The sequence below is a fragment of the Caloranaerobacter sp. TR13 genome (assembly GCF_001316435.1).
Classification (GTDB): domain Bacteria; phylum Bacillota; class Clostridia; order Tissierellales; family Thermohalobacteraceae; genus Caloranaerobacter.
This window is the reverse complement of record NZ_JXLL01000006.1, coordinates 23,761-45,409: the sequence shown is the minus strand read 5'-3', so window position 1 is coordinate 45,409 and position 21,649 is coordinate 23,761. Positions and strand designations below refer to the sequence as shown.

The 21,649-nt window shown below is 29.8% G+C and carries 22 protein-coding genes and 1 other annotated feature; of the genes, 14 read left to right on the top strand and 8 right to left on the bottom strand.

The annotated features are described in order from the left end of the window. The first annotated feature begins 2 nt into the window (after positions 1-2). The 7 genes from panB to TR13x_RS06290 all read left to right on the top strand — a co-directional run bounded on the left by panB (position 3) and on the right by TR13x_RS06290 (position 6,005). Positions 3-839 carry a 3-methyl-2-oxobutanoate hydroxymethyltransferase gene (panB, locus tag TR13x_RS06320; RefSeq protein WP_054871067.1) on the top strand — a complete coding sequence of 279 codons (837 nt, stop codon included), beginning with the start codon at positions 3-5 and terminating at the stop codon, positions 837-839. A gap of 18 nt (positions 840-857) precedes the next feature. Continuing rightward, entirely contained in the window at positions 858-1,706 is an 849-nt protein-coding gene (gene panC / locus TR13x_RS06315) for a pantoate--beta-alanine ligase (protein ID WP_054871066.1), read from the top strand. A 2-nt stretch (positions 1,707-1,708) separates the two neighbouring features. Further along, positions 1,709-2,092 (top strand): aspartate 1-decarboxylase, encoded by a 384-nt coding sequence (panD, locus tag TR13x_RS06310; RefSeq protein WP_054871065.1) that lies wholly within the window; start codon positions 1,709-1,711, stop codon positions 2,090-2,092. A gap of 60 nt (positions 2,093-2,152) precedes the next feature. After that, on the top strand, positions 2,153-2,773 hold the full coding sequence (locus tag TR13x_RS06305) for a CoA pyrophosphatase (RefSeq protein ID WP_054871064.1): 621 nt from the start codon (positions 2,153-2,155) through the stop codon (positions 2,771-2,773). Between the two features lie 611 nt (positions 2,774-3,384). Next, positions 3,385-4,461: a PTS fructose transporter subunit EIIC gene (locus tag TR13x_RS06300; RefSeq protein ID WP_054871063.1), complete on the top strand. Its 1,077-nt coding sequence runs from the start codon at positions 3,385-3,387 to the stop codon at positions 4,459-4,461. An 80-nt stretch (positions 4,462-4,541) separates the two neighbouring features. Next, complete coding sequence (locus TR13x_RS06295) at positions 4,542-4,865, top strand: PTS fructose-like transporter subunit IIB (RefSeq protein WP_054871062.1); 324 nt, start codon at positions 4,542-4,544, stop codon at positions 4,863-4,865. A 96-nt stretch (positions 4,866-4,961) separates the two neighbouring features. Next, positions 4,962-6,005 carry a Gfo/Idh/MocA family protein gene (locus TR13x_RS06290; RefSeq protein WP_054871061.1) on the top strand — a complete coding sequence of 348 codons (1,044 nt, stop codon included), beginning with the start codon at positions 4,962-4,964 and terminating at the stop codon, positions 6,003-6,005. Between the two features lie 114 nt (positions 6,006-6,119). Here TR13x_RS06290 and fsa read toward each other — a convergent pair whose 3' ends face one another. The 4 genes from fsa to TR13x_RS06270 are packed head-to-tail and all read right to left on the bottom strand — an operon-like array spanning position 6,120 to position 10,846. Then, the gene (gene fsa, locus TR13x_RS06285; RefSeq protein ID WP_054871060.1) at positions 6,120-6,800 is read right to left on the bottom strand and encodes a fructose-6-phosphate aldolase; all 681 of its coding nucleotides are present in this window, start codon (positions 6,798-6,800) and stop codon (positions 6,120-6,122) included. An 18-nt stretch (positions 6,801-6,818) separates the two neighbouring features. Then, a complete protein-coding gene (locus tag TR13x_RS06280) occupies positions 6,819-7,685 on the bottom strand; it encodes an NAD(P)-dependent oxidoreductase (protein WP_054871059.1) in 867 nt (288 codons plus the stop codon). A gap of 24 nt (positions 7,686-7,709) precedes the next feature. Then, entirely contained in the window at positions 7,710-8,531 is an 822-nt protein-coding gene (locus TR13x_RS06275) for a [formate-C-acetyltransferase]-activating enzyme (protein WP_054871058.1), read from the bottom strand. Positions 8,532-8,542: 11 nt separating this feature from the next. Next, positions 8,543-10,846: a formate C-acetyltransferase gene (locus TR13x_RS06270; protein ID WP_255351315.1), complete on the bottom strand. Its 2,304-nt coding sequence runs from the start codon at positions 10,844-10,846 to the stop codon at positions 8,543-8,545. A 164-nt stretch (positions 10,847-11,010) separates the two neighbouring features. On the opposite strand from TR13x_RS06270, the gene TR13x_RS06265 reads away from it, so the two are divergent. Both TR13x_RS06265 and TR13x_RS06260 read left to right on the top strand, forming a co-directional pair. Further along, entirely contained in the window at positions 11,011-11,481 is a 471-nt protein-coding gene (locus TR13x_RS06265) for a heme-degrading domain-containing protein (RefSeq protein ID WP_054871057.1), read from the top strand. 105 nt (positions 11,482-11,586) lie between these two features. Then, positions 11,587-12,348 (top strand): DeoR/GlpR family DNA-binding transcription regulator, encoded by a 762-nt coding sequence (locus TR13x_RS06260; RefSeq protein WP_054871056.1) that lies wholly within the window; start codon positions 11,587-11,589, stop codon positions 12,346-12,348. A 110-nt stretch (positions 12,349-12,458) separates the two neighbouring features. Here the strand turns inward: TR13x_RS06260 and tyrS are convergent, their stop codons facing one another. Next, positions 12,459-13,685, bottom strand: a complete 1,227-nt coding sequence (tyrS, locus tag TR13x_RS06255; RefSeq protein WP_054871055.1) for a tyrosine--tRNA ligase — start codon at positions 13,683-13,685, stop codon at positions 12,459-12,461. A 136-nt stretch (positions 13,686-13,821) separates the two neighbouring features. Further along, positions 13,822-14,026 (bottom strand) — a binding site (T-box leader). Between the two features lie 247 nt (positions 14,027-14,273). On the opposite strand from tyrS, the gene TR13x_RS06250 reads away from it, so the two are divergent. Continuing rightward, complete coding sequence (locus tag TR13x_RS06250) at positions 14,274-14,972, top strand: arginase family protein (RefSeq protein ID WP_054871054.1); 699 nt, start codon at positions 14,274-14,276, stop codon at positions 14,970-14,972. 152 nt (positions 14,973-15,124) lie between these two features. On the opposite strand, the gene TR13x_RS06245 is transcribed toward TR13x_RS06250, so the two are convergent. Then, positions 15,125-15,502 carry a class II SORL domain-containing protein gene (locus tag TR13x_RS06245; RefSeq protein ID WP_054871053.1) on the bottom strand — a complete coding sequence of 126 codons (378 nt, stop codon included), beginning with the start codon at positions 15,500-15,502 and terminating at the stop codon, positions 15,125-15,127. Positions 15,503-15,636: 134 nt separating this feature from the next. Here TR13x_RS06245 and TR13x_RS06240 point away from each other — a divergent pair, with 134 nt between their 5' ends. The 3 genes from TR13x_RS06240 to TR13x_RS06230 all read left to right on the top strand — a co-directional run bounded on the left by TR13x_RS06240 (position 15,637) and on the right by TR13x_RS06230 (position 18,626). Next, complete coding sequence (locus TR13x_RS06240; RefSeq protein WP_054871052.1) at positions 15,637-16,776, top strand: class I SAM-dependent RNA methyltransferase; 1,140 nt, start codon at positions 15,637-15,639, stop codon at positions 16,774-16,776. A 58-nt stretch (positions 16,777-16,834) separates the two neighbouring features. Beyond that, positions 16,835-17,545, top strand: a complete 711-nt coding sequence (locus TR13x_RS06235) for a Crp/Fnr family transcriptional regulator (RefSeq protein ID WP_054871051.1) — start codon at positions 16,835-16,837, stop codon at positions 17,543-17,545. 370 nt (positions 17,546-17,915) lie between these two features. Then, positions 17,916-18,626, top strand: a complete 711-nt coding sequence (locus TR13x_RS06230; protein WP_054871050.1) for a 4Fe-4S binding protein — start codon at positions 17,916-17,918, stop codon at positions 18,624-18,626. 19 nt (positions 18,627-18,645) lie between these two features. Here the strand turns inward: TR13x_RS06230 and TR13x_RS06225 are convergent, their stop codons facing one another. Continuing rightward, a complete protein-coding gene (locus TR13x_RS06225) occupies positions 18,646-20,007 on the bottom strand; it encodes an MATE family efflux transporter (RefSeq protein ID WP_054871049.1) in 1,362 nt (453 codons plus the stop codon). 143 nt (positions 20,008-20,150) lie between these two features. Between TR13x_RS06225 and TR13x_RS06220 the strand changes: the two genes are divergently transcribed. Continuing rightward, complete coding sequence (locus tag TR13x_RS06220; protein ID WP_054871048.1) at positions 20,151-20,498, top strand: cupin domain-containing protein; 348 nt, start codon at positions 20,151-20,153, stop codon at positions 20,496-20,498. Positions 20,499-20,641: 143 nt separating this feature from the next. Here TR13x_RS06220 and TR13x_RS06215 read toward each other — a convergent pair whose 3' ends face one another. Continuing rightward, positions 20,642-21,481, bottom strand: coding sequence for a hypothetical protein (locus tag TR13x_RS06215; protein ID WP_054871047.1), 840 nt, complete (start codon positions 21,479-21,481; stop codon positions 20,642-20,644). Positions 21,482-21,649: the final 168 nt, after the last annotated feature.

Below are 21,649 nucleotides of genomic sequence, written 5' to 3'. Positions count from 1 at the left end.
TTATGAGTGAAAAATTTACAACTGCTAGTTTTTTAAAGGCTAAAGCTGAAGGAAGAAAAATTACTATGCTTACTGCTTATGACTACTCAACAGCAAAACTTTTAGATGAAGTAGGAGTAGATAGTATACTTGTAGGAGATTCTTTGGGAATGGTAATGTTGGGATATGAAAATACTTTGCAGGTGACTATTGAAGATATTATACACCATACTAAAGCTGTATCTAGAGGAGTAAATAGAGCATTGATAATAGCCGACATGCCTTTTTTATCTTATCATGTCAGCATAGAGGATACTATTAGAAATGCGGGCAGATTGATAAAGGAAGGTGGAGCTCATGCTGTTAAATTAGAAGGTGGAGAAAATATAATTGATAAGGTTAAAGCGTTAGTTAGTGCACAAATACCAGTATGTGGACACTTGGGACTTACACCTCAATCAGTCAATGTATTAGGAGGATTTAAGGTTCAAGGAAAAAGTATTGAAAATGCTAAGAAGATTATAGAAGATGCAATTTTATTAGAGAAAGCTGGAGTTTTTGCTATAGTTTTAGAGGCAGTACCAGAGCCACTTGCTAAGATAATAACGGAAAAAATTTCGATACCAACTATTGGAATAGGCGCTGGAAGGTATTGTGATGGCCAAGTTTTAGTATTACAAGATATGTTAGGTATGTTTAGTGATTTTACTCCTAAATTTGTGAAAAAGTTTAGAGATTTAGGTAAAGAAATAAGAGATGGTGTTAAAGAATATATAAAAGAAGTTTGCGAAGGTACATTTCCAGAAGTTAAGCATACTTTTAAAATGAGCCAAGAGGTTGTTGACAAGCTTAAAGACTAAATTGAAAGGAGCACTATAATGGATATAATAAAAAGCATTGATCAAATGAAAAATATAATTGCAGACGAAAAAGCTAAAGGAAAATCAATAGGCTTTGTTCCTACTATGGGTTATTTACATGATGGACATCTTTCATTAATGAAAAGAGCAAAAGAAGAGAATGATGTAGTAGTAGTAAGTATATTTGTTAATCCTATACAGTTTGGACAGGGAGAAGATTATGAAGTTTATCCAAGAGATATTGAAAGAGATAGTAAACTAGCAGAAAGTGTCGGGGTAGATTATATATTTGCACCAGAAGTTAAAGAAATGTATCCAGAAGGCTATAATACCTTTGTTGAAGTATTAGGTGTTACAGATAAATTATGTGGAGCTTCAAGACCAGGACATTTTAGAGGAGTTACTACAATTGTTATGAAGTTATTTAATGTTGTAACTCCTGATAAAGCATATTTTGGACAAAAAGATGCCCAACAAGTATATGTTATAAAGCAAATGGTTAGAGATTTAAATATGGATGTTAAAATAATATCATGCCCGATAGTTAGAGAACATGATGGATTAGCACTAAGTTCAAGAAACACATATTTATCAGAAGAAGAGAGAAAACAGGCTTTAGTTTTATCAAAAAGTTTGTTTTGGGCACAGAATATGATTAATAAAGGTGAAAGAAATGCAAAAACTTTAATTGAAGGTATAAAATCTATGATAAATGAAATGCCATTAGCAGATATTGATTATGTTGAAATAATAGACTATGATACTTTTAGAGAAGTAGAAAAACTTAAAGGTAATATTTTAATTGCATTAGCAGTAAAAATTGGGAAAACAAGATTAATAGACAATATATTAGTGGAGGTAGAATAATAATGATGCTTAACTTATTTAAAAGTAAGATACACAGAGCAACCGTAACAGAGGCCAATTTAAATTATGTAGGAAGTATTACAATAGATGAGGCTTTGATGGATGCAGCTGGTATTATTGAGAATGAACGTGTACAGGTTGTTAATATTAATAATGGTGCAAGACTTGAGACATATGTGATAAAAGGAGAAAGAAATAGTGGAGTAATATGTCTAAATGGAGCAGCAGCTAGATTAGTACAGCCAGGAGATAAAGTAATAATTATTGCATATTGTTGGGTTGACAAAGAAGAGGCAGAAAAACTAAAGCCAAAAGTAGTTTTTGTTGATGAGAATAATAAAATATTGGATGTTGCTAATAAAGAAGAACATGGAGAGATAAGATAAAGGCGAAATTTTTCGCCTTAATTTTTTAAATGTAACATTATTGATTAAAGGTGATGTGATATGAATATAAATTACATTCGAAAGAAAATAAGTAATAGAAAAGGTAGAGCTTTAGGAATAGAAAAAGATTTTAGTGTTTTACTACCTTTAATAAAGGTCAAAGATGAATTGCATATACTATACGAGGTGAGATCAAAAAAATTAGATACACAGCCTGGTGAAATTTCTTTCCCCGGAGGAATGGTAGAAAACGGTGAAACCTATAAAGATGCAGCTGTAAGAGAAACTATTGAAGAATTAAATATAGGTAAAGAAAATATTGCTATAATTGGTGAGTTAGATTATATAATGACGCCATTTAATATATCTATATATCCATTTGTTGGGTTATTGAAAGACTTAAAAACTGATAGTATAGACTTTAACTATGACGAAGTTGAAGAAATTTTTACAGTTCCTTTAAGCTTTTTTATAGAAAGTGAACCACTTAAATATTATATTCATATAGAACCACGAACAGACGATGATTTTCCATATCATTTGATACAAAATGGAAAAGATTATAACTGGAGGAAAGGCAAATATCCTGTTTACTTTTATAAATATGAGGATTATATAATATGGGGTATTACGGCAAGGATAACTAAAAATTTTATAGATATAATAAAATCTAGCACATAACAAATCGAGGGTATTAACCTCGATTTTGTTATTTTTCAGATATCCTTAGATAAAATTTATTTAATTAAATTATGGAAAGTTTAAAATATAATTTTCGTAATAGATTTTATCAAAATCTTTCTTAATTTGTTTAAAGTCAAAGCTTTTGTGCTTGTGAGAAAACTGCTACTGATTAAATATTATGAATATTCCGTATCATTGTGGAAATAAAATTGAACATTGTTAAGTAGAAATAAATTTAAAAAAATGGTAATATTAAATCAGACAGAACAATAAAAAACAATAAAAGTACTTATAAGCCAATATCGATAATGGTAAAAAGGAAATAAAGAAATTATTTAAAGGAATTGTAAGATGAATTAAATCATAGCCCAAATATTAAGTATTTTATCATTCCAAGTAAATTTATAATTATAATTAATCTTGTAATGTTAGGTTAATGTAAATTCTAAATAAAAATAGTTATATTTAAACCACCGGTGGATAAAAAAGCATAGATATATCTGAACATATTAGCATTAAACTTTATAAAATCTGTTAATTTATATTCTATTAGTGAAAAGGAAAACGCTTCATTATTAATTATTTAATAAAATAGAAGGAGGAAAAACATGAATGATTTAAAAGAAATTTTAAAGGACACAAGACAGCATCTTATGACAGGAGTTTCATACATGATACCATTCGTAGTTGCTGGGGGGATTTTATTAGCATTATCTGTAGCATTATATGGACAAGGGGCTGTACCTCCAGAAGGAACATGGCTCTATGACTTGTTCTTTATAGGTGTTAGAGGTTTTCAGTTAATGATACCGATATTAGCAGGCTTTATAGCATATTCAATTTCAGAGAGACCCGGGATTGCACCTGCGGCTATAGCAGCATATGTGGGTAATGAAATGGGAGCTGGATTTTTCGGGGCAATAATAGCTGGTTTACTAGGTGGAATAGTTGTATATTACTTAAAGAAAATTAAAGTTCCTGCAGTATTTAGATCAGTAATGCCTATATTTATCATACCGATAGTTGGTACATTTATTACAGCTGGATTAATGCAATGGGTTATAGGAGCACCAATAGCTTCTTTAACTGATGGATTAACAGCATGGTTAAAAGGTTTACAAAGTGGAAGTATTATTATATTAGCAATTATAATGGGTCTGATGGATGCATTTGACATGGGTGGCCCAGTAAATAAAGTTGCATATGCATTTACTATTATGGCTGTTTCACAAGGTCTGTATAAGATAGCTGCTATTAATGCAGTAGGTGTTGCGGTTCCACCTATAGGAATGGGCCTTGCTACTTTTTTAGCAAAAAATAAATATACTGAATCAGAGAGAGAAGCTGGTAAAGCATCAATATTAATGGGACTTGTTGGTATTACTGAAGGGGCTATTCCATTTGCAGCAGCAGACCCATTAAAAGTTATTCCATCTATAATGGTTGGTGCAGCAGCTGGTAGTGCTTTAGCTGCAATATTAGGTGCAGAAAATATGGTAGCTTGGGGAGGGTTTATTGTATTACCTGCAGTTACTGGCAAAATTCAATATATTATTTCTATATTAACAGGTTCAGTTGTTACAGCTATAATGGTAAACTTATTAAAGAAGCCTATTGAAGATAAAATTGATGAAAAATCTGATGTATCAAACATAGGAGAAGAAATTGATTTATCTTTTGAGTAAATATTATTTAAATTAAATATTATTAAAATATAGATATAATTAAAAATCAAACAAAGCTAATCTAGAATGGAGGCGGAAATATGAAAATAGTTGCAGTAACAGCATGCCCATCGGGAGTAGCCCATACCTATATGTCAGCTGAAGCTTTAGAGAGAGCTGCAAAGGCCAGAGGAATAGATATTAAGGTTGAAACTCAAGGTTCTATAGGAATTGAGAACAAGCTAACAATGGAAGATATAAAAGATGCAGATGTAGTTATTTTAACGAAAGACATTGGATTAAAGGAAACAGAAAGATTTAACGGTAAGACAATAGTTAGAGTAGGAGTAAGCGACTTAGTAAAGAAATCAGATAAGGTTATAGAAAAAATTGAGGCTCACATTAAGAACAAACATAATAAGTAATATTTCTATCTATAGAAGAGTATTTTAATTTAAAATACTCTTCTATAATGCAAAGATAAATATGGAAGACTAACTATAAAAAGAGGAGTAGTTTTTATGAAAACAATAAACTTTGCAATTATAGGATTTGGAAGTATAGCTAAGAATCATGTATTAGCTGTTTATGATGCCAACTTGCGATTTTCACTGCCATATAAATTAAATATAAGCCATATTGTAACTAGAAGACCAGTAGATATTCCACTTAATGGGGTCAAGAATGTATTAGATATTGAGGAAGTATTTAAAGAGGAAAGTGTCGATTTTATTGATATTTGTACTCCAAATGATTCTCATTACGAAATAGTTAAAAAAGCTGTTAAATTTGGCAAGGCAATTTATTGTGAAAAACCTCTTGCATCAAATTATAAGGATGCATTAAAAATGACCAATTTAGTCGAAGAAAATAATATAAAGAACTCTGTAGCACTAATGTATAGATTTATGCCTGCTGTAAGATTATTAAAAAGAGAGTTAAAAAGAGATACTATTGGAGATATAATAGATTTCAAAATAAGAACATATCATAAAAGTTATTTAAGTGAGAAGAAAAAAGGTACATGGAGAACACTGAAAGCTTCAGGTGGAGGTGCTTTATTAGATTTAGGGATTCATCTCATTGACTTAATTCATTTTACGCTAGGTGATATTGAAAGGGTAGATTGTAATACCAGAATATATTTTAGAGATAGAAATGAAGTAGATGAGATTGCTTATTGTAATTTATATTTAAAAAATGGTATCATTGGAAGTTTAGAGGTTTCGAGGATTTTTGCCGAAAGGAAACAAACAGATGATTATACTATTTTTGGAACTAAAGGTAGTATTAAAATAGATTTTACTAATCCATATGAAATAGAGATATATAAATATGAAAGTAACTCAACAGAAATTAAGTCAGTATCAACCACAGATAAAATTATGAAATATTATTCAGATAAAAGAAGTTCATTAGGGTTTTTTCAAAGCAGTCATACAGCTTCATTAATAAATTTTACAAACCTTATATTTGATAATAACAGTTCAGATATAAGTGCTAAATTCAAAGATGCTTTAAAATCTCAGAGAATAATTGAAGATGCATATAATCAATTAAAATAGGAAGGAAAATAGCTTAGACCTCTGTGTATACAGAGGTCTAAGCTATAGTTTGATACAACTAATTTAAAAGGTATATATCATAATAGTATAAAAGTTTTAATACATTAAAATAAACTATTTTACATTAATTGTTAACGTGTCCTTTCCATATACTTTAGTCCAATCATTAATAAATTGGTTAACACTCCAATCTGTAAGGGGATGCTCAAGCATTTTATCTAATATTTCGGGATTTACAGTAACAGAGTGTGCTCCAGCAAGAGAAACTAGATGTACCTGTTGAACGTTTTTAAAGGAAGCAGCTAAGACCTTAGAATCTAAATTATAATGCTCAAACAATTGAAGGATTTCCGTTACAACACCAATACCATTACCACTAATATTATCAATTCTGTTAACATAAGGTGCCACAAACTCCGCTCCAGCTTTTGCTGCCATTAGAGCCTGTTGAGCTGTAAAAATTGCTGTAGCAGTAATTTTTATTCCTTTGTTTTTAAGGATTTTCATAGCTTTTATTCCTTCATGGATAACAGGGATTTTAATATATAAATTCCCACCTATTACTTGGTTCAAGTATTCAGCTTCTTCAACCATTTTTTCTGCATTTGTACTAATTACTTGTACATGTAACATTGACTCTACGCCTATTATTTTTCTAATATCTTTTAGAATATCTAAAAAATTTCTTTTTTCTTTTGAAATAATTGTAGGGTTTGTAGTAACACCGTTCATAGGATATAAGTCATAAGCCTTTCTAATTGACTCTAAGTTTGCAGTATCTAATAAATATAGCATAAATATCTCTCCTTAGTTTTATATTTTGAATTTATATTCTTTTATACATTTTTTTATTGCTTCCTTTGAGTGAGAAAACTTTATTCCATATTTAGCAATTTTATCTGTGCAAAGACGAATATCTCTATGATGATTCTTATACTTTTCTGTATCATTTTCAAGTAATTCATCTATTCTATTTTCCAATCCAAGTTCTTTTAGTATTAAGCAAGAAATTTCATATCTATTTAAGTTATTTTGACTTCCTACATGATAGGTGCCATAAGGAATATTAAATATTTTTGAAAATTGATCTATGAGTTCATTAACATAAGTTAACCCTCGGTATTCATTACTAGTAACCTTTGTTTTTTTACCTTTTAGAGCAATCGATATAGTATTCCAAAGTATATTAGGAGACATACCACAATTTCTTTCAGGAAGCCCAAATAACCAAGTAAATCTTAAAATCCAAAGGTCATCTAATATTTCTTTTAGCAAGTTTTCAGCTTCTAATTTGTTTTTTCCGTACATTGTATCAGGTTGTGGAATATCTTCTTCTGTGTATGGACCACTTTTAAGATTTCCATTAAAAACTTGCTCTGTACTGATAAATATCATCTTTGCATTTGTTTCTTTACATGCTTTTGCAACGTTTAAAGCTCCAGTTACATTTACCTTATAAGCTATCTCAGGATTTTTATTACAAAAATCAGTACTTGCAATAGCGGCTGCATGAATAACATAGTCAGGATTGAATTCTTTAAATGTTTCCATTATCTTTTTTTCATCTGTGATGTCTAAATCAGGTACATCTGTAGATAATATTTCATAGGAATCCTTGTATCTTTTAGTAAACCTTGAACAAAAGAAACCATTTCCACCGGTTAATAAGATTTTCTCCATTAAATCACCTCATCAAAATTTATATTAACCACCAACAACAACATTAAGACATTCATTTTTCATTTTATTTTTTATTTTCTGTATCAGTTTATCTGATGGAACAGGAACATCTTTAAGTTTATATTCCTTGTTTAAAAGCTGATACTTATTGCTTCCATATTGATGAAATGGTAATATATGAATTTCTTTTAAACCTAATTTTTTGACAAATTTAATTATTTCTTCTATGTTTTCATCATCTAAAGTATAACCGGGTATTAGAGGAATTCTTGGTATAACTTTTTTTCCCATTTCAACTAAGATTTTAAAATTGTTTTTTATAAGATCAATGTCTGCACCCAATATCTGCTTAGATTTATTCTTATCCATTATTTTAAGATCAAAAAGTATCAAATCTAAGTAATTAGCAAAATCAATAAGGTCTTCGGTCTTGCCTTGACCACTAGTTTCAATAGCGGTGTGTATCCCTAATTTTTTTAGTTCTTTCAGTAGTTGTTTTACAAATTTAGGTTGTGATAAAACTTCACCACCAGAAAGAGTTACACCACCATTCGAAGTATAGTAAAAAACATTATCTTTCATAATTTCATCTAGAATTTCTTGAATAGTCATATACTTACCAAACTCTGTAATTGCTCCTGATGGGCACTCATATAAATCAAAGCTACAGTGTTTACAATGTATACACTTAGAATTTATTTTTACTTTTTGAATTTTAAAGCTTAAACATTCTGGATTGCAGCACCATGGGCATCTAAGTGGACAACCTTTAAAAAATACAATTGTTCTAATTCCTGTACCATCATGAAGGGAATATCTTTGAATATTTGATATTAATCCTTTCAAATAATCACTTCCTATAAATTGTGTTCAGTTCTTTTTATTATGTCATCTTGGATTTCCTTGCTTAGCTCTGTAAAGAAGGCACTATAACCTGCTACCCTTACTACTAAGCCCTTATAATCATTTGGATTAATTTGTGCTTTTCTTAGTGTATCAACAGAAATAACGTTGAATTGCACATGTTGTATTTTTAGTTTCATAAATGCTAAAAGGAAATCAGAAAGTTTGTTGATACCGTCATTATTTTCGAGTGATTTAGGGTTGAATTTAATATTTAAAAGACTACCATTTGTTGTTAAGTAGTTGTCAAGCTTGCTTACACTCTTTAATATAGCACTAGGGCCAAGTATATCTCTACCAACCATAGGGGAGAGACCTCCATCAGCAAGTTGTTCTTTTTCTTTTCTACCATCAGGAGTTGCTCCAACTGCTTCGCCAAGAGGAATATGGGCTGAAACTGTATAGCAGCCAGGGATAAAGAATCCGTCTCTTGGATTTCTATATTTTTCAACAGTCTTTGAATAATATCTAAGTATATCTGAACCTATGTTATCTACTTCGTCATTATCATTACCATATTTATCGTACTTGTTAATTAATCTAACCCTTAATTTTTCGTATTTTTCACCTTCAAAGTTGCTTTCCAGAGCTTTTATTAATTCGCTAAAGGAAAGTCTTTTTTCTTCAAAAACAATCTTTTTAAGAGCATATAGTGAATCGCTTAAATTTGCTATACCGATACCCTGTACACCAGAAAAATTATATTTTGCACCACCATAGGTTATATCTTTTCCTTTTTCTAAACAACTATCAATAAAGCATGATAATAGCGGAACAGGGGCAAATTCTCTATGTCCAATGTCAACAATATTGCTACCAGTTACCATTAGTTTTACATATTTATCTATTTTTTCTTTAATTTTATCTATTATAAGGTCAAATGTAACATCTTCATTGTACCGATTTTCCTTTAGAGTAATCTCCATAAGTTTTAGTAAGTTAAACAAAGCTATATCATGAAGACCGTAGGTTTTACCTGGTATTGTTAGTTCAACACATCCGACGACAGAATAATCTCTAGCATCCTCTAAACTAACCCCTCTGTTTAAAAATCCAGGAATGTTTACTTCGTCATTAAATACTTGAGGTATTCCTGTGCCAAGTCTTATTGTTTCAGCTGTTTTATTTAAAAAAGGTCTTTCTATAAACTCATTTATTCTTACACCTATGTTAGGCTGAGGCAATCGGATGTCATGATATGTGTCCAAAACAAGAAAAGATAATTCATTTACTGCACTGCGACCATTAGCTGTAAGTCCACCAAGGGTTATTGTATATCCGGTAGGAAAACCAGCAAAGTACTTAGCACTATTACTGCTTCTTATTAAAACTACATCATTTGTTTTAATCCATAAACATAATAGAATTTCTCTAAGTTTTTCTTTAGATATACCTCTTTCTATATCATGTTTGTAGAATGGGTACATATATTTGTCAAAACGACCTAATGATAATGAACTTGCATTAGATTCATATTGAAGAATAACACATAAATACCATAATAATTGGCAAGCTTCATAGAAAGATTCAGGCTTTTCTTTAGAAATTTTTGTTGAGATTCTTGCGATTTCTAAAAGCTCACGCTTTCTTTCTTCATTTGATTCCTTTTCTGCATAAGATTCTGCTAATTTTGCATATCTTAAAATATGTCTTTGGGAAGCCTCAAGAACGATTAAGGCAGCTCTATAAAAATTATTATCTGGATGTTTTTGTAACAGTAATGAAGTCTCATCAATAATTTTTCCAAGTCCCTTACTTAATAGACTTTCAAAGTTTGCAATAATATGTCCTTGCCCCTTGTCGGTTTGATTTAGTTTAACAATTTTTAATTCTATTGGTTCTTTCACTTCAGGAGTTAATTTAGCATTAATAAAATCTTTTAAGGATTTCCCTTTCCAGTAAGGGTAGAGGATTTCCCTATATATTTTTTTGTCTTCTTGTGATATGAAAAATTTATCCTGAGGCCTACTTTCTAATATATCAAGTTCATCGTAAATCCAATAAGGATCCATTTCAGGAGAGATGATCCCACTTCTAGGCTTTATTGTTCTATTACCGACTATAAGTTCGCCATCTCTTATGGAAATCTTTACATTGTCAAGTATATGAGCTGTAGCTTTTGCTCTACGTATAATCGTTGGTTCTCCTTCAGTTTTCTTATAGCTTTCAGTATATAATAAAGCTCTTTCAATGGAAACCTCTCTTTTGTTTTCAAAAAGTTGTTTTTTTAGCAATTCAATTCTTTCATATATTGTCAACCTATTCTTACCTCCTTTCAAAAATTTAATATTATTGTTTTGTATTATTGTTTATTGTTTTATATTATTGTATAATTAAACAAAATAAAATTCAAGTATGAATTTTATTAGAGTTGAATGTTTATTATATATTTGTTATTAATATATTAGAGAGGGGTAGTATTTTGAAAGATTATGAAAGAGTATTAAAGGAAATTAAAAAGCAAGAAGAAACACTACAATTCAATGAATTTAATAGTAAAATAGCTTTAGAAGTTGGATTGCTTTTAATTGAGAAAGCAAAAAAAGAAAAGAAATCTATATCAATTGATATAACAAAAAGTGGACATCAATTATTTCATTATTCTTTTGATGGAACTTCGCCGGATAACGATCAATGGATTTTAAGAAAAAATAATGTAGTTAATAGATTCTATAGGAGCTCATTATATATAGGCACAAAACTAAAGATGGAAGGGAAGACAATTGAAGAAAAATATCATATTCCTTCCAAAGATTATTCTCCTTATGGAGGTGCGTTTCCAATTATTATTAAAAATATTGGAGTAGTGGGTAGTATAACGGTATCGGGTTTAAAGCAAGAAGAAGATCATATGTTTGTTGTAAGAGTTTTAGAAGAATATTTAAGCAGATAAATATCATTTGAATAAAGTAGTATAACTCATGTTATCAATAAATTCATACCAAATGAAGAGTCTTTGCAAGCAGGATAGATAATAAGATGATGGAGGTGTGATTATTTGTTTGCAGAAGAAAGATTAGATCAAATAATAAAGCTATTAAATCAAAATGGAAAAATTATTGTTAAGGAGTTAAGTAAAAGATTTAACGTAACTGAAGATTGTATAAGAAAGGATCTTAAAAGTTTAGAAAAGAAAGGGATAATTAAAAGAACATATGGTGGAGCTGTACTTAAGAGAATAGCTGCACAAAATAGTAATATCATTAATAGAAAAAATATCAATATAGAAGCAAAGAAAAAAATAGCTGAAAAAGCATTTGATATTATTAAGCCTAGAGAAACAATTTTTCTTGATATATCAACAACAAATATATTAATAGCTGAAAGAATTGCAAATAGCAATAAAAGACTTACAGTAATAACAAATATGATAGACATTATCAACGCTTTTTCTAATAGTGATTATGTAGAAGTAATAGGAATTGGAGGAGTATTCAACAAAGAGCTAAATGGATTTATAGGCTCAACGGCTATAGAAAGTATAGCTAAATATAAAGTCGATAGGGCTTTTATAGGTAGTTGTGGTGTAAATACCTTTGACAAGAGTATTACAACTTTTTATATCGAAGATGGGAATACAAAAAAAGCAATTATACAATCGGGTAAAAAGGTATATTTAGTCATGGAAAATAAGAAATTCTATTTTGATGGAACATATAAATTTGCAGATATTTATGATATAGATGCAATTATTGTAGATGAAAAGCCAGAGGAAAAAATCTGTAATGTTTTAGCAGAAATCAATGTGGAGATTATTTAAAGCATTTCTTATTAAGAAATCCATTTGAAGATGGATGTATCAAATCTGTTATTAAACCAGTTGAAGAATGGTTAAATAGTGTATAAAAAACCTCGCATTTTGCGAGGCTTTTACACTAATTTAACCATGTGATATACTTTTTTTCCCTTTCTAATAATTAACTTATCATCTGTAAAATTGCTTTCATTTATTACAAGGTCTGAATCTGTAACTCTTTCGTTTTCTATATATATACCACCTTGCTTAATTAGTCTTCTACCTTCTCCTCTTGAAGAAGTAAGACCGGTTTCAATTAATAAGCTTAAGATATCCATACCTTCAATAAGTTTATCTTTACTAATTTCAGTTGTAGGCATATTTTCCAAATCGCCTTTTCCTCCGAAAAGTGCCTTTGCTGCTTTTTCAGCTTTTTTAGCCTCTTCTTCACCATGAACTAGTTTAGTAACTTCATATGCAAGAACTTCTTTTGCTTTATTTATTTCTGCACCTTCAAGAGAACCCAATTTTCTTACTTCATCCATTGGTAAGAAAGTTAATAGAGCAAGACATTTTTCTACATCTCTATCATCTATATTTCTCCAGTATTGATAGAAGTCATAAGGTGAAGTTTTATTAGGATCTAGCCATACTGCTCCAGATTCTGTTTTACCCATTTTCTTACCTTCGCTAGTTGTCAGCAGTTTAAATGTCAAACCGTATACAGAAGCACCTTCAACTCTTCTTACTAAGTCGACACCACCTAATATATTAGACCATTGGTCACTACCACCAAGTTCTAATTTGCAATTATATTTTCTATAAAGCTCTAAGAAGTCGTATGATTGCATTAGCATATAATTGAACTCTAAGAATGAAAGGCCTCTTTCTAGTCTGGTTTTGAAGCATTCAGCTGTAAGCATTCTATTTACAGAGAAATGTCTTCCGATTTCTCTTAAGAAATCTATATAATTTAAATTAGTTAACCAATCGGCATTGTTTAAAAGTAGTGCTTTATCTTCTCCAAAATCGATAAACTTTGAAAACTGTTTTTTAAAGGATTCAGCATTTTTATTAATTTGCTCTCTAGTAAGCATTTTTCTCATTTCAGTTTTACCTGTTGGATCGCCTACTAAAGCAGTACCTCCACCAATTACAGCAATTGGCCTATGACCTGCTCTTTGCATATGCATCATAACCATTACTTGAATAAAGTGACCTACATGAAGGCTGTCGGCTGTAGGGTCAAATCCAATATAAAAAGTTACAGATTCTTTTCCTAAAAGTTCTCTTATTTCATCTTCATGAGTGGCTTGCTCAATAAAACCTCTTTCTTTCAAAATGTCATAAACATTTGTCATTAAAATCCCTCCTTTTTGTTTTTGAGTTACCAGTGGATAGGGAACAGAGGACAGCTTATTACAATTAGCAATTAATAACTCAAATCAAATATCTGTACTCTGTTAACTAATAAAATAACAAAAGGTCTTCTATCCGTATAAGGACGGAGGAAGACCCGTGGTACCACCTTATTTCGCATCAAAGATGCCTCTTAGCCACTATAACGTGTGGCTTACGCAATGCTTTCACATTGAAACTCCAGAGTGTAATTCGCCTCTTTATGTACTGCAGACTTTTCACCAACCAGTCTGCTCTCTGAATTGTAACCATAAAGAGCTACTATCTCCTTCATAGTTATAATATATTTTTCTATTTAAAAACAAGTACAAATAAAAGAAATTTGGAACATAAGTACTTTATATGTAATCGTTTTTTAATATACTAATATATGTATATTAAATTTGTCAAGTGCATACTTCTATTTATCAATTAATAAATATATATATATATTGCACTAAAAAATTTAATATCATACAATAAAATTATAAAATTTCAAAAGAAACCATGTCTGTATAAACCTAAATAAAGGTTTTATGGAGGTGGTTTGTTTGAAACATAAATTTCAGTATGTGGATTTTGTACAAGCAATAAAAGAAAATAACTTACCACGCAAATATTATCCTTTTAACAACAAAAATAACATTGAAAGAATAATTAAAATACTTCCCAGACCATGGGTTGTTTTTTTGGGTTCAGGGGACTATCATTATCTAAGCTACTTTTTAATTAAAAACCTTTATAAGAAGCCATATCTTATTTTATTTGACAATCATTTCGATATGAATTATTCTCCAGATGAAATGCTTTCTTGTGGTTCGTGGGTACGTGAAGCTTTAATGGACAATTTAATAAGAGGAGTTTTAGTTATAGGAGCATCTTCTACGTCAAAGCCTAAAAAATTTTGGCATCCCAAAATAGTTCACATTACAAATTATAGCGATATGATTGATTTAAATAAGTACAAAAATATATTCAAATATGATTTATATATTAGTATTGATAAGGATGTATTAGATTCATCTGTATTAAAAACTGACTGGGATCAAGGTAAAATGAAAGAGGATACTTTATTAAGGTGGTTATTCGAGATTAATTCAAAAGGAAAAGTAGTAGGAGTAGACCTGTGTGGAGATATTAAACAAGATCCTATATCAGAGCTAATAGACATAAATAATAAAAAAGCTCATGAGAGAATTAATAGAAAAATAATAAGCTTATTTACAGAAAACTATTCAAAAACTGCATAAAATTCAAATTGAGGGACATAAAAATCCCTCAATTTTTTATAATCCATAGGAAATTATATTCCTTGTTAAACTGTGGATAATTTTGAATATAATTTCTGTTTATGGATTTCAACAAAATTTTCCTTAGTTTATTTAAATCGAAGATTTTGTTCCTATTCTTCTACTTTTATTTCTTTACTATTTTCCCATAAACCGTGTAAATTGCAATAGCTTAATGCATAAATAGTACCAGATTTGTTTAATTTGATATGAGTTGTTATAACAGGTTCATTTAGAATATTGTTTTCACCATGAGCAGTAAAATTAAAAGTTCCTAATTCAACAGGAAATTTACTGTCTTCAGGTAAATAGAAAACTTTAATCCATGAAATATGATGTTCTAATGTATTTGGATGTTTTATTTCTTCTCCAACTAAAACTTTTAGTTCGATTTCTTCATTTGGTCTAATTTTTTCAGGAATCTGAATTACAGGAACGTGTTTTTCGTTTTTCCAGTCACCACTTTGTAATAACTGTCCTAATGATTTCATATTTAACCCTCCTTTATTAGTAAATCTAACATTTTTATACCCAAACAAAAAAAAATAACACATTTTAAATTAAAATATCTGATAAAATATTATTATCTGATAAAATATAGAATAAATGTAATAGGAGCGATGTTATGTCAAAAGTAGAATTAATAGCTACAACAACATTTGGTCTTGAATCAGTTGTTAAGAAGGAAGTTCAAAATTTAGGTTATACAGATATAAAGGTTGAAAATGGTAAAGTTATGTTTACAGCAGATGAATCTGCTATACCTAGAGCTAATCTTTGGCTTAGGTCAGCTGACAGAGTTTTATTAAAAATGGGAGAGTTTAAAGCTTTAACTTTTGAAGAATTATTTGAAAAGACTAAAGCATTACCTTGGGAAGAATGGATAACAGAAGATGGCGAATTTACTGTAACAGGTAAATCAGTAAAGTCAAAATTATTTAGTGTATCTGATTGTCAAGCTATAGTAAAAAAGGCAGTAGTAGAAAAATTAAAAACTAAATATAAAACTGAATGGTTTAAGGAAACTGGACCGAAATTTACAATTCAAGTTTCACTTTTAAAGGATATAGCTACACTGACAATAGATACAAGTGGAGAGGGGTTACATAAGAGAGGTTATAGAGTAAATCAAGTTGAAGCACCTCTTAAAGAAACTTTAGCTGCGGCTTTAGTACAGTTAAGTTATTGGAGTCAGGATAGAGTTTTACTAGACCCATTTTGTGGGTCAGGTACTATACCGATTGAAGCAGCTATGATTGGTAAAAATATAGCACCAGGATTACAAAGAAGCTTTGCTTCTGAACAATGGCCTAGAGTAGGCAAACAATTATGGAAAGAAGCTAGAGTCGAGGCACTAAAATTAATCAAACAAGACGTAAAATTAAATATTTTAGCTTCGGATATTAATAAACAAGCTATTAAGATAGCTAAGGAAAATGCTTTTGAAGCAGGTGTTGATGATTGTATAAAGTTTAATATTATGGATGCTACAGAGATTAATATTAAGGACAAATATGGAGTTATCATTTGTAATCCTCCATATGGTGAAAGGCTTGGAGAAGAAAATGAAGTTAATAAATTATATAAAAAATTGGGTAAGGCTTTTTTAAAACTTGATACATGGTCAATATATGTGTTGACTTCTAATGATAAATTTGAAAAAATGTTTGGCAGGAAAGCTGATAAAAAAAGAAAATTATATAATGGAAGAATTAAAGTAGATTATTATCAATTTCACGGGCCTAGGCCACCGAAAAACCAATAGAGATTTATGTATAACTTAACATAGGGGGTATTAGTTAAATATATAATGAGGTGATTATATGGATATAACTAAGGATGTATGTAAAAGATGTAAAGGGAGATATTGTACAACTAAAGTATCTATTTTTTCTATACTTCAGCAGAAACAACTAAAAGAAATAACAGATGTTATTATAAGAAAAGAATATAAAAAAGGTACTATGATTTTCCTAGAAGGGGATGTATCAGACAAACTGTATTTAATTACAAAAGGTAAAATTAAAATATTTAGATATACAAAAGAGGGAAAAGAGCAGATATTGTATATTATGTCTGAAGGTGACTTTGTAGGTGATTTAAGTTTGCTTAAAAAGGAAAGATTTAAATTTAATGCAGAAGCTTTAGAAGATGTAAAACTATGTATTTTAACTAAAGAGGACTTTGATAGAATACTAAAAAAGAACCCAGAAATAGCATTGAAAATAATGGAAGTTTTATATGATAGAATTATTGCATTGGAGGATTCAGTTCAAAGACTAGGCACAAAAGATGCTGAATCTAGACTTGCGGGGTTGTTACTTAGCTTAATAAAGGATTTTGGAAAACCTACAGATAAAGGTATAGAGTTAGATATTCCTCTTAACAGAGAAGATATGGCTAATTATATAGGAGTTACAAGAGAAACGATAAGTAGGAAGTTAAGTAGCCTTCAAGAAGAAGGGATTATAGAGGTTGTAGGCAGTAAGAAAATTATAATTAAGAATTTAGAGGAACTAGAGTATTTATCATAAACCCCACTTTTTAGTGGGGTTTTAGCTTGTTGACAAAGTTATATTTATAAATGAATTAAAAAATAATGCTCATAGACAAATCTTTAGAGAAAACTAGGATTCATAATTTTGAAAAATCCTAACGCACCTAATCAAGACGTCGTATCTTATAGGATGCTGGTTTGACATCCTGTCAAACCTACGGATTTTTCTAAAATTATTCATCAAGTTTTCTTTGCTAAAGCTTTGTAATTATTCGCTTTTATTTTTTAATTTTTTGTCTATAGTCTGAAACTCCACTTTTTAGTGGGGTTTTTTGATTTATATCACATACAAATAGTCTGCTGTTTAATATAATTAAGTTACAAAATAAGAGAAAGGGGTTTTAAGTATGGCGGTTAGAAAAATTGTTCAGATAGATGAAGAAAAATGCAATGGTTGTGGATTGTGTGTACCAGGATGTGCAGAAGGAGCAATTAAAATTATTAATGGAAAAGCTAAGTTAGTAGCTGATAATTTATGTGATGGATTAGGGAACTGTATAGGGCATTGTCCACAGGGAGCTATAAAAATAATTGAAAGAGAAGCAGAAGAGTTTGATGAAAAAGCAGTAGAAAAGCATCTTGGTCATCATCAAGGTGGCGGATGTCCAGGAAGTAGAGCGATGACAATTAATAGAAAAGAAGAAGTTAATGATAATGTGGCTGTAACTTCTCAAGATATTGAGATTAGCATAAAACCACAATTAAATCAGTGGCCTGTACAGCTAATGCTTGTTCCAGAAAGAGCTTCATATTGGGATGGGAAGGAACTTTTAGTTACAGCTGATTGTGTACCATTCGCATATCCAAATTATCATTTAGATTTACTTAAAGGTAAGTCTGTAGCTATTGGATGTCCAAAACTTGATGATATTGGATACTATATAGAAAAGCTGACTAATATAATAAGATATAATGATATAAAAGGAATAACAGTTGCATATATGGAAGTACCATGCTGTAGAGGAATAGTTATGGCTGTTGATGAAGCGGTAAGAAGATCAGGAAAAAATATAGAAGTGAAAAAGATAGAGATAAGTATAGATGGAAGAAAAAAATAAATTAATTAAAGAAAGGTCCTTAGAAGGGCCTTTCTTTGATGACTTTTTTTTGCCATTTTCCAGTCATATAAATTACAAGACCTACTAGACAAATAATTGCATTACTTAAAACCATAGCAAACCATACTGAATTAGTGCCTAAAGCAGTGAACTTTTTAAATAATACTATAAGAGGAATCCTAAGCCCCCAAAGCCTGCCCATCATTAATATCATAGCAGAGATAGTGTGTCCAGAGCCTTGGAAAGTGCCTATAAAAATTTGAAAAAACCCCATAAAAGGAAGAGAAGCAGAGATTAATTTTAAGTAATAGGTACCTTGACTTAAAACTTCAGGATCATTAGTAAACAAATCAATTATTTTTTCAGCGAATGTGAATAATACTGAGCCACCAACAACTAAAAAAATTGTTGTTAATATAGTACTAGTTTTTACAGCTTTTTTAGCTCTATCTATATTATTTGCTCCTAGATTTTGGCCAATAATAGTAGCTAAAGCACTTCCTATACCCATGGCAGGCATTAGGACAAGCGAGTTAATTCTATTGCCTATACCAAAAGCAGCCATAGTAGAGTTTCCAAAAGATATAATAAAGACATTTAAAATAGCAAAACCGAAGGCTGTAGTTGATTGGCCTATTGAAGAAGGTAAACCGATTTTAATCAGCTTTGTAAGTACTACTTTATTGATGTGTAAATGTTTTATGTTCAGATGAATACCATCAGTTTTTGTAAATAGTGCATATACAGCATAAAATGCAAAAATACCTCTTGCTATAACTGTCGCTATTGCAGCACCTTTAATACCCATATTAAATACGAAAATAAAAATTGGGTCTAAAATCATATTTAAAGCTACAGATGCAGTAGAATATTTCATAGGTGTAATAGTATCTCCTTGTCCTTGTTTGATGGAATTAAAAGCGAAGAATATAAACATAGTTGGCATACCAAGAAAAATTATTCTAAGAAAATCTGCTGCATTTGTGAGTAATTGTCCTTCTCCTCCCATAGCTTTTACAATGTTATGAGATAAAAGTGAACCTATAATGCCTAAAAATAAAGAAAAGACAAAAGAAAATGATATTATTTGACCTGCTACATCAGTAGCATCATTAAGATTATCAGAACCTACATATTGAGAAATGAGGGCTGTACCTGCAATAGATACACCTATACCTAGAGACATCAAAAGAAATATTATTGGCCAAACAAGAGTCATTGCTGCAACTTCTGTAGAACCTAGCTTACTCACCCAAAATGTGTCAGTTAGGTTGTATATAGTTTGCACAAAATTATTAAACATGATTGGCAACGATAAGGTTAATATTACTTTAGGCATACTACCATTTAGGATAAGCTCTCGCTTTTTGTTATAATCCATAGTATTCCTCCAATTAAATTACTAAATTATATTATACCACTAATTATTTCGAGTATCAAAATAATTTATTAGTGTGTAATTATTGTTGATTTTTTCAAATATGTAATATAATATAATTAAATTGGTATTTAGGAGGGGTTAATATGATAGTTTCCCATGTAAAGAATATTGAGGGTATAAAAATAGAAAATCCTCAGGTAAAAGATGCAACAATGAAAGTGTTAATTTCACCTAAAGAGGGTTGGGAAGGACATGTAATGCGTGTGTTTGAGATAGGAAAAGGAGGATATACTCCAAGACATACTCATGATTGGCCGCATATTAATTACATAATAAAGGGCAAAGGAATGCTACACCTAGATGGAAAAGATTATGAGCTTGAGCCAGGTTCGTTTGCATATGTACCAGCTGGTAAACTTCATCAGTTTAAAAATATTGGCGAAGAAGAATTTGCTTTTATTTGTATAGTACCTGAAAAAGGACATCAATAGTAGAAAAAGGGAATAAAGAAAATTTAGTTGTATTATTGCAAAAGATTATGAAACAGATTTCTAGACTTAAAAACTTTAACTTTAAAGGCCAAGTTAGTAATAAAGTCATAGAATTAGGAGGGACGTGTCATATCCTCCTTTTTTTAATTCTTAATTTTTTCTATCTTAGATTTAGATAATATATTTTTATCACAAGCTTCAATAGTATCTATATTAGGCGCAACTATATATAAAATGATAGTCATTTTATAATTACTAAAATATTTTGCATAAATTCTACCTTTTAGTTTTACTAATGGAAAATCCTCTCCAGAATAATTAGCAGGTGGTTTGCCGTATTGTATATATCCTAAATGATTTTTTCTATATTTATGATTTGGACCATTTGTGACTACTGTTGAATCGATTTTAACCCAACCTTTTATACCTAAATAATCTATATTGTATTTTATTTTATCAATTTTACTTTTAAAATGGATTTTATATTCAGGACAGCCTAAAGATGGTAGAACTAATCTGGTTTGATCATATCTGGGTATAGATTCTAATTCTTCTATTTTAACTTTTCCATTAATATCAAAACCATAAGGAGTATCTGGATTTTCATTATTGTATATAACATACCCTCCGTAAAAACTACTGTAATAAGGAGAATCTGGGTCATAATAGTTGGATAAACCCTTTCTGAATTTAAAATATCCAAAATTATAAAAAATAGTTAAAGACAACTTTTTTCCAGTGTACTTTGAGAATCCTTCATTATCATTAAAAGTCAACACAAAGGGATACCAGTCTTTTTCTTTTGTGATAAGACCACCAGGAATATAGAATTTAATATTCCTTTTATAAGTTATACTATTTAATCTATTATAATGGCTGTACGGATACATAATAATATAACTTTTTAAAGTATTATATATATTTGTTTTTGCAAAAAATAAAATACATAATATCAATGAAAAGAAAAATAGCTTTTTTCTCATACTCATCACTCGAAAATAGAATTTTATTTAATATATAGTATATCCGAAAATTAATTTAGAGTATTATATATTTAAAACAAACCTTTTAAATGCAAATTACTTGCATTTAGGTTATTCTGATGATATATTTTTTTTAGAAATATCTTGTTGTTGTAACGTTCTCAAATT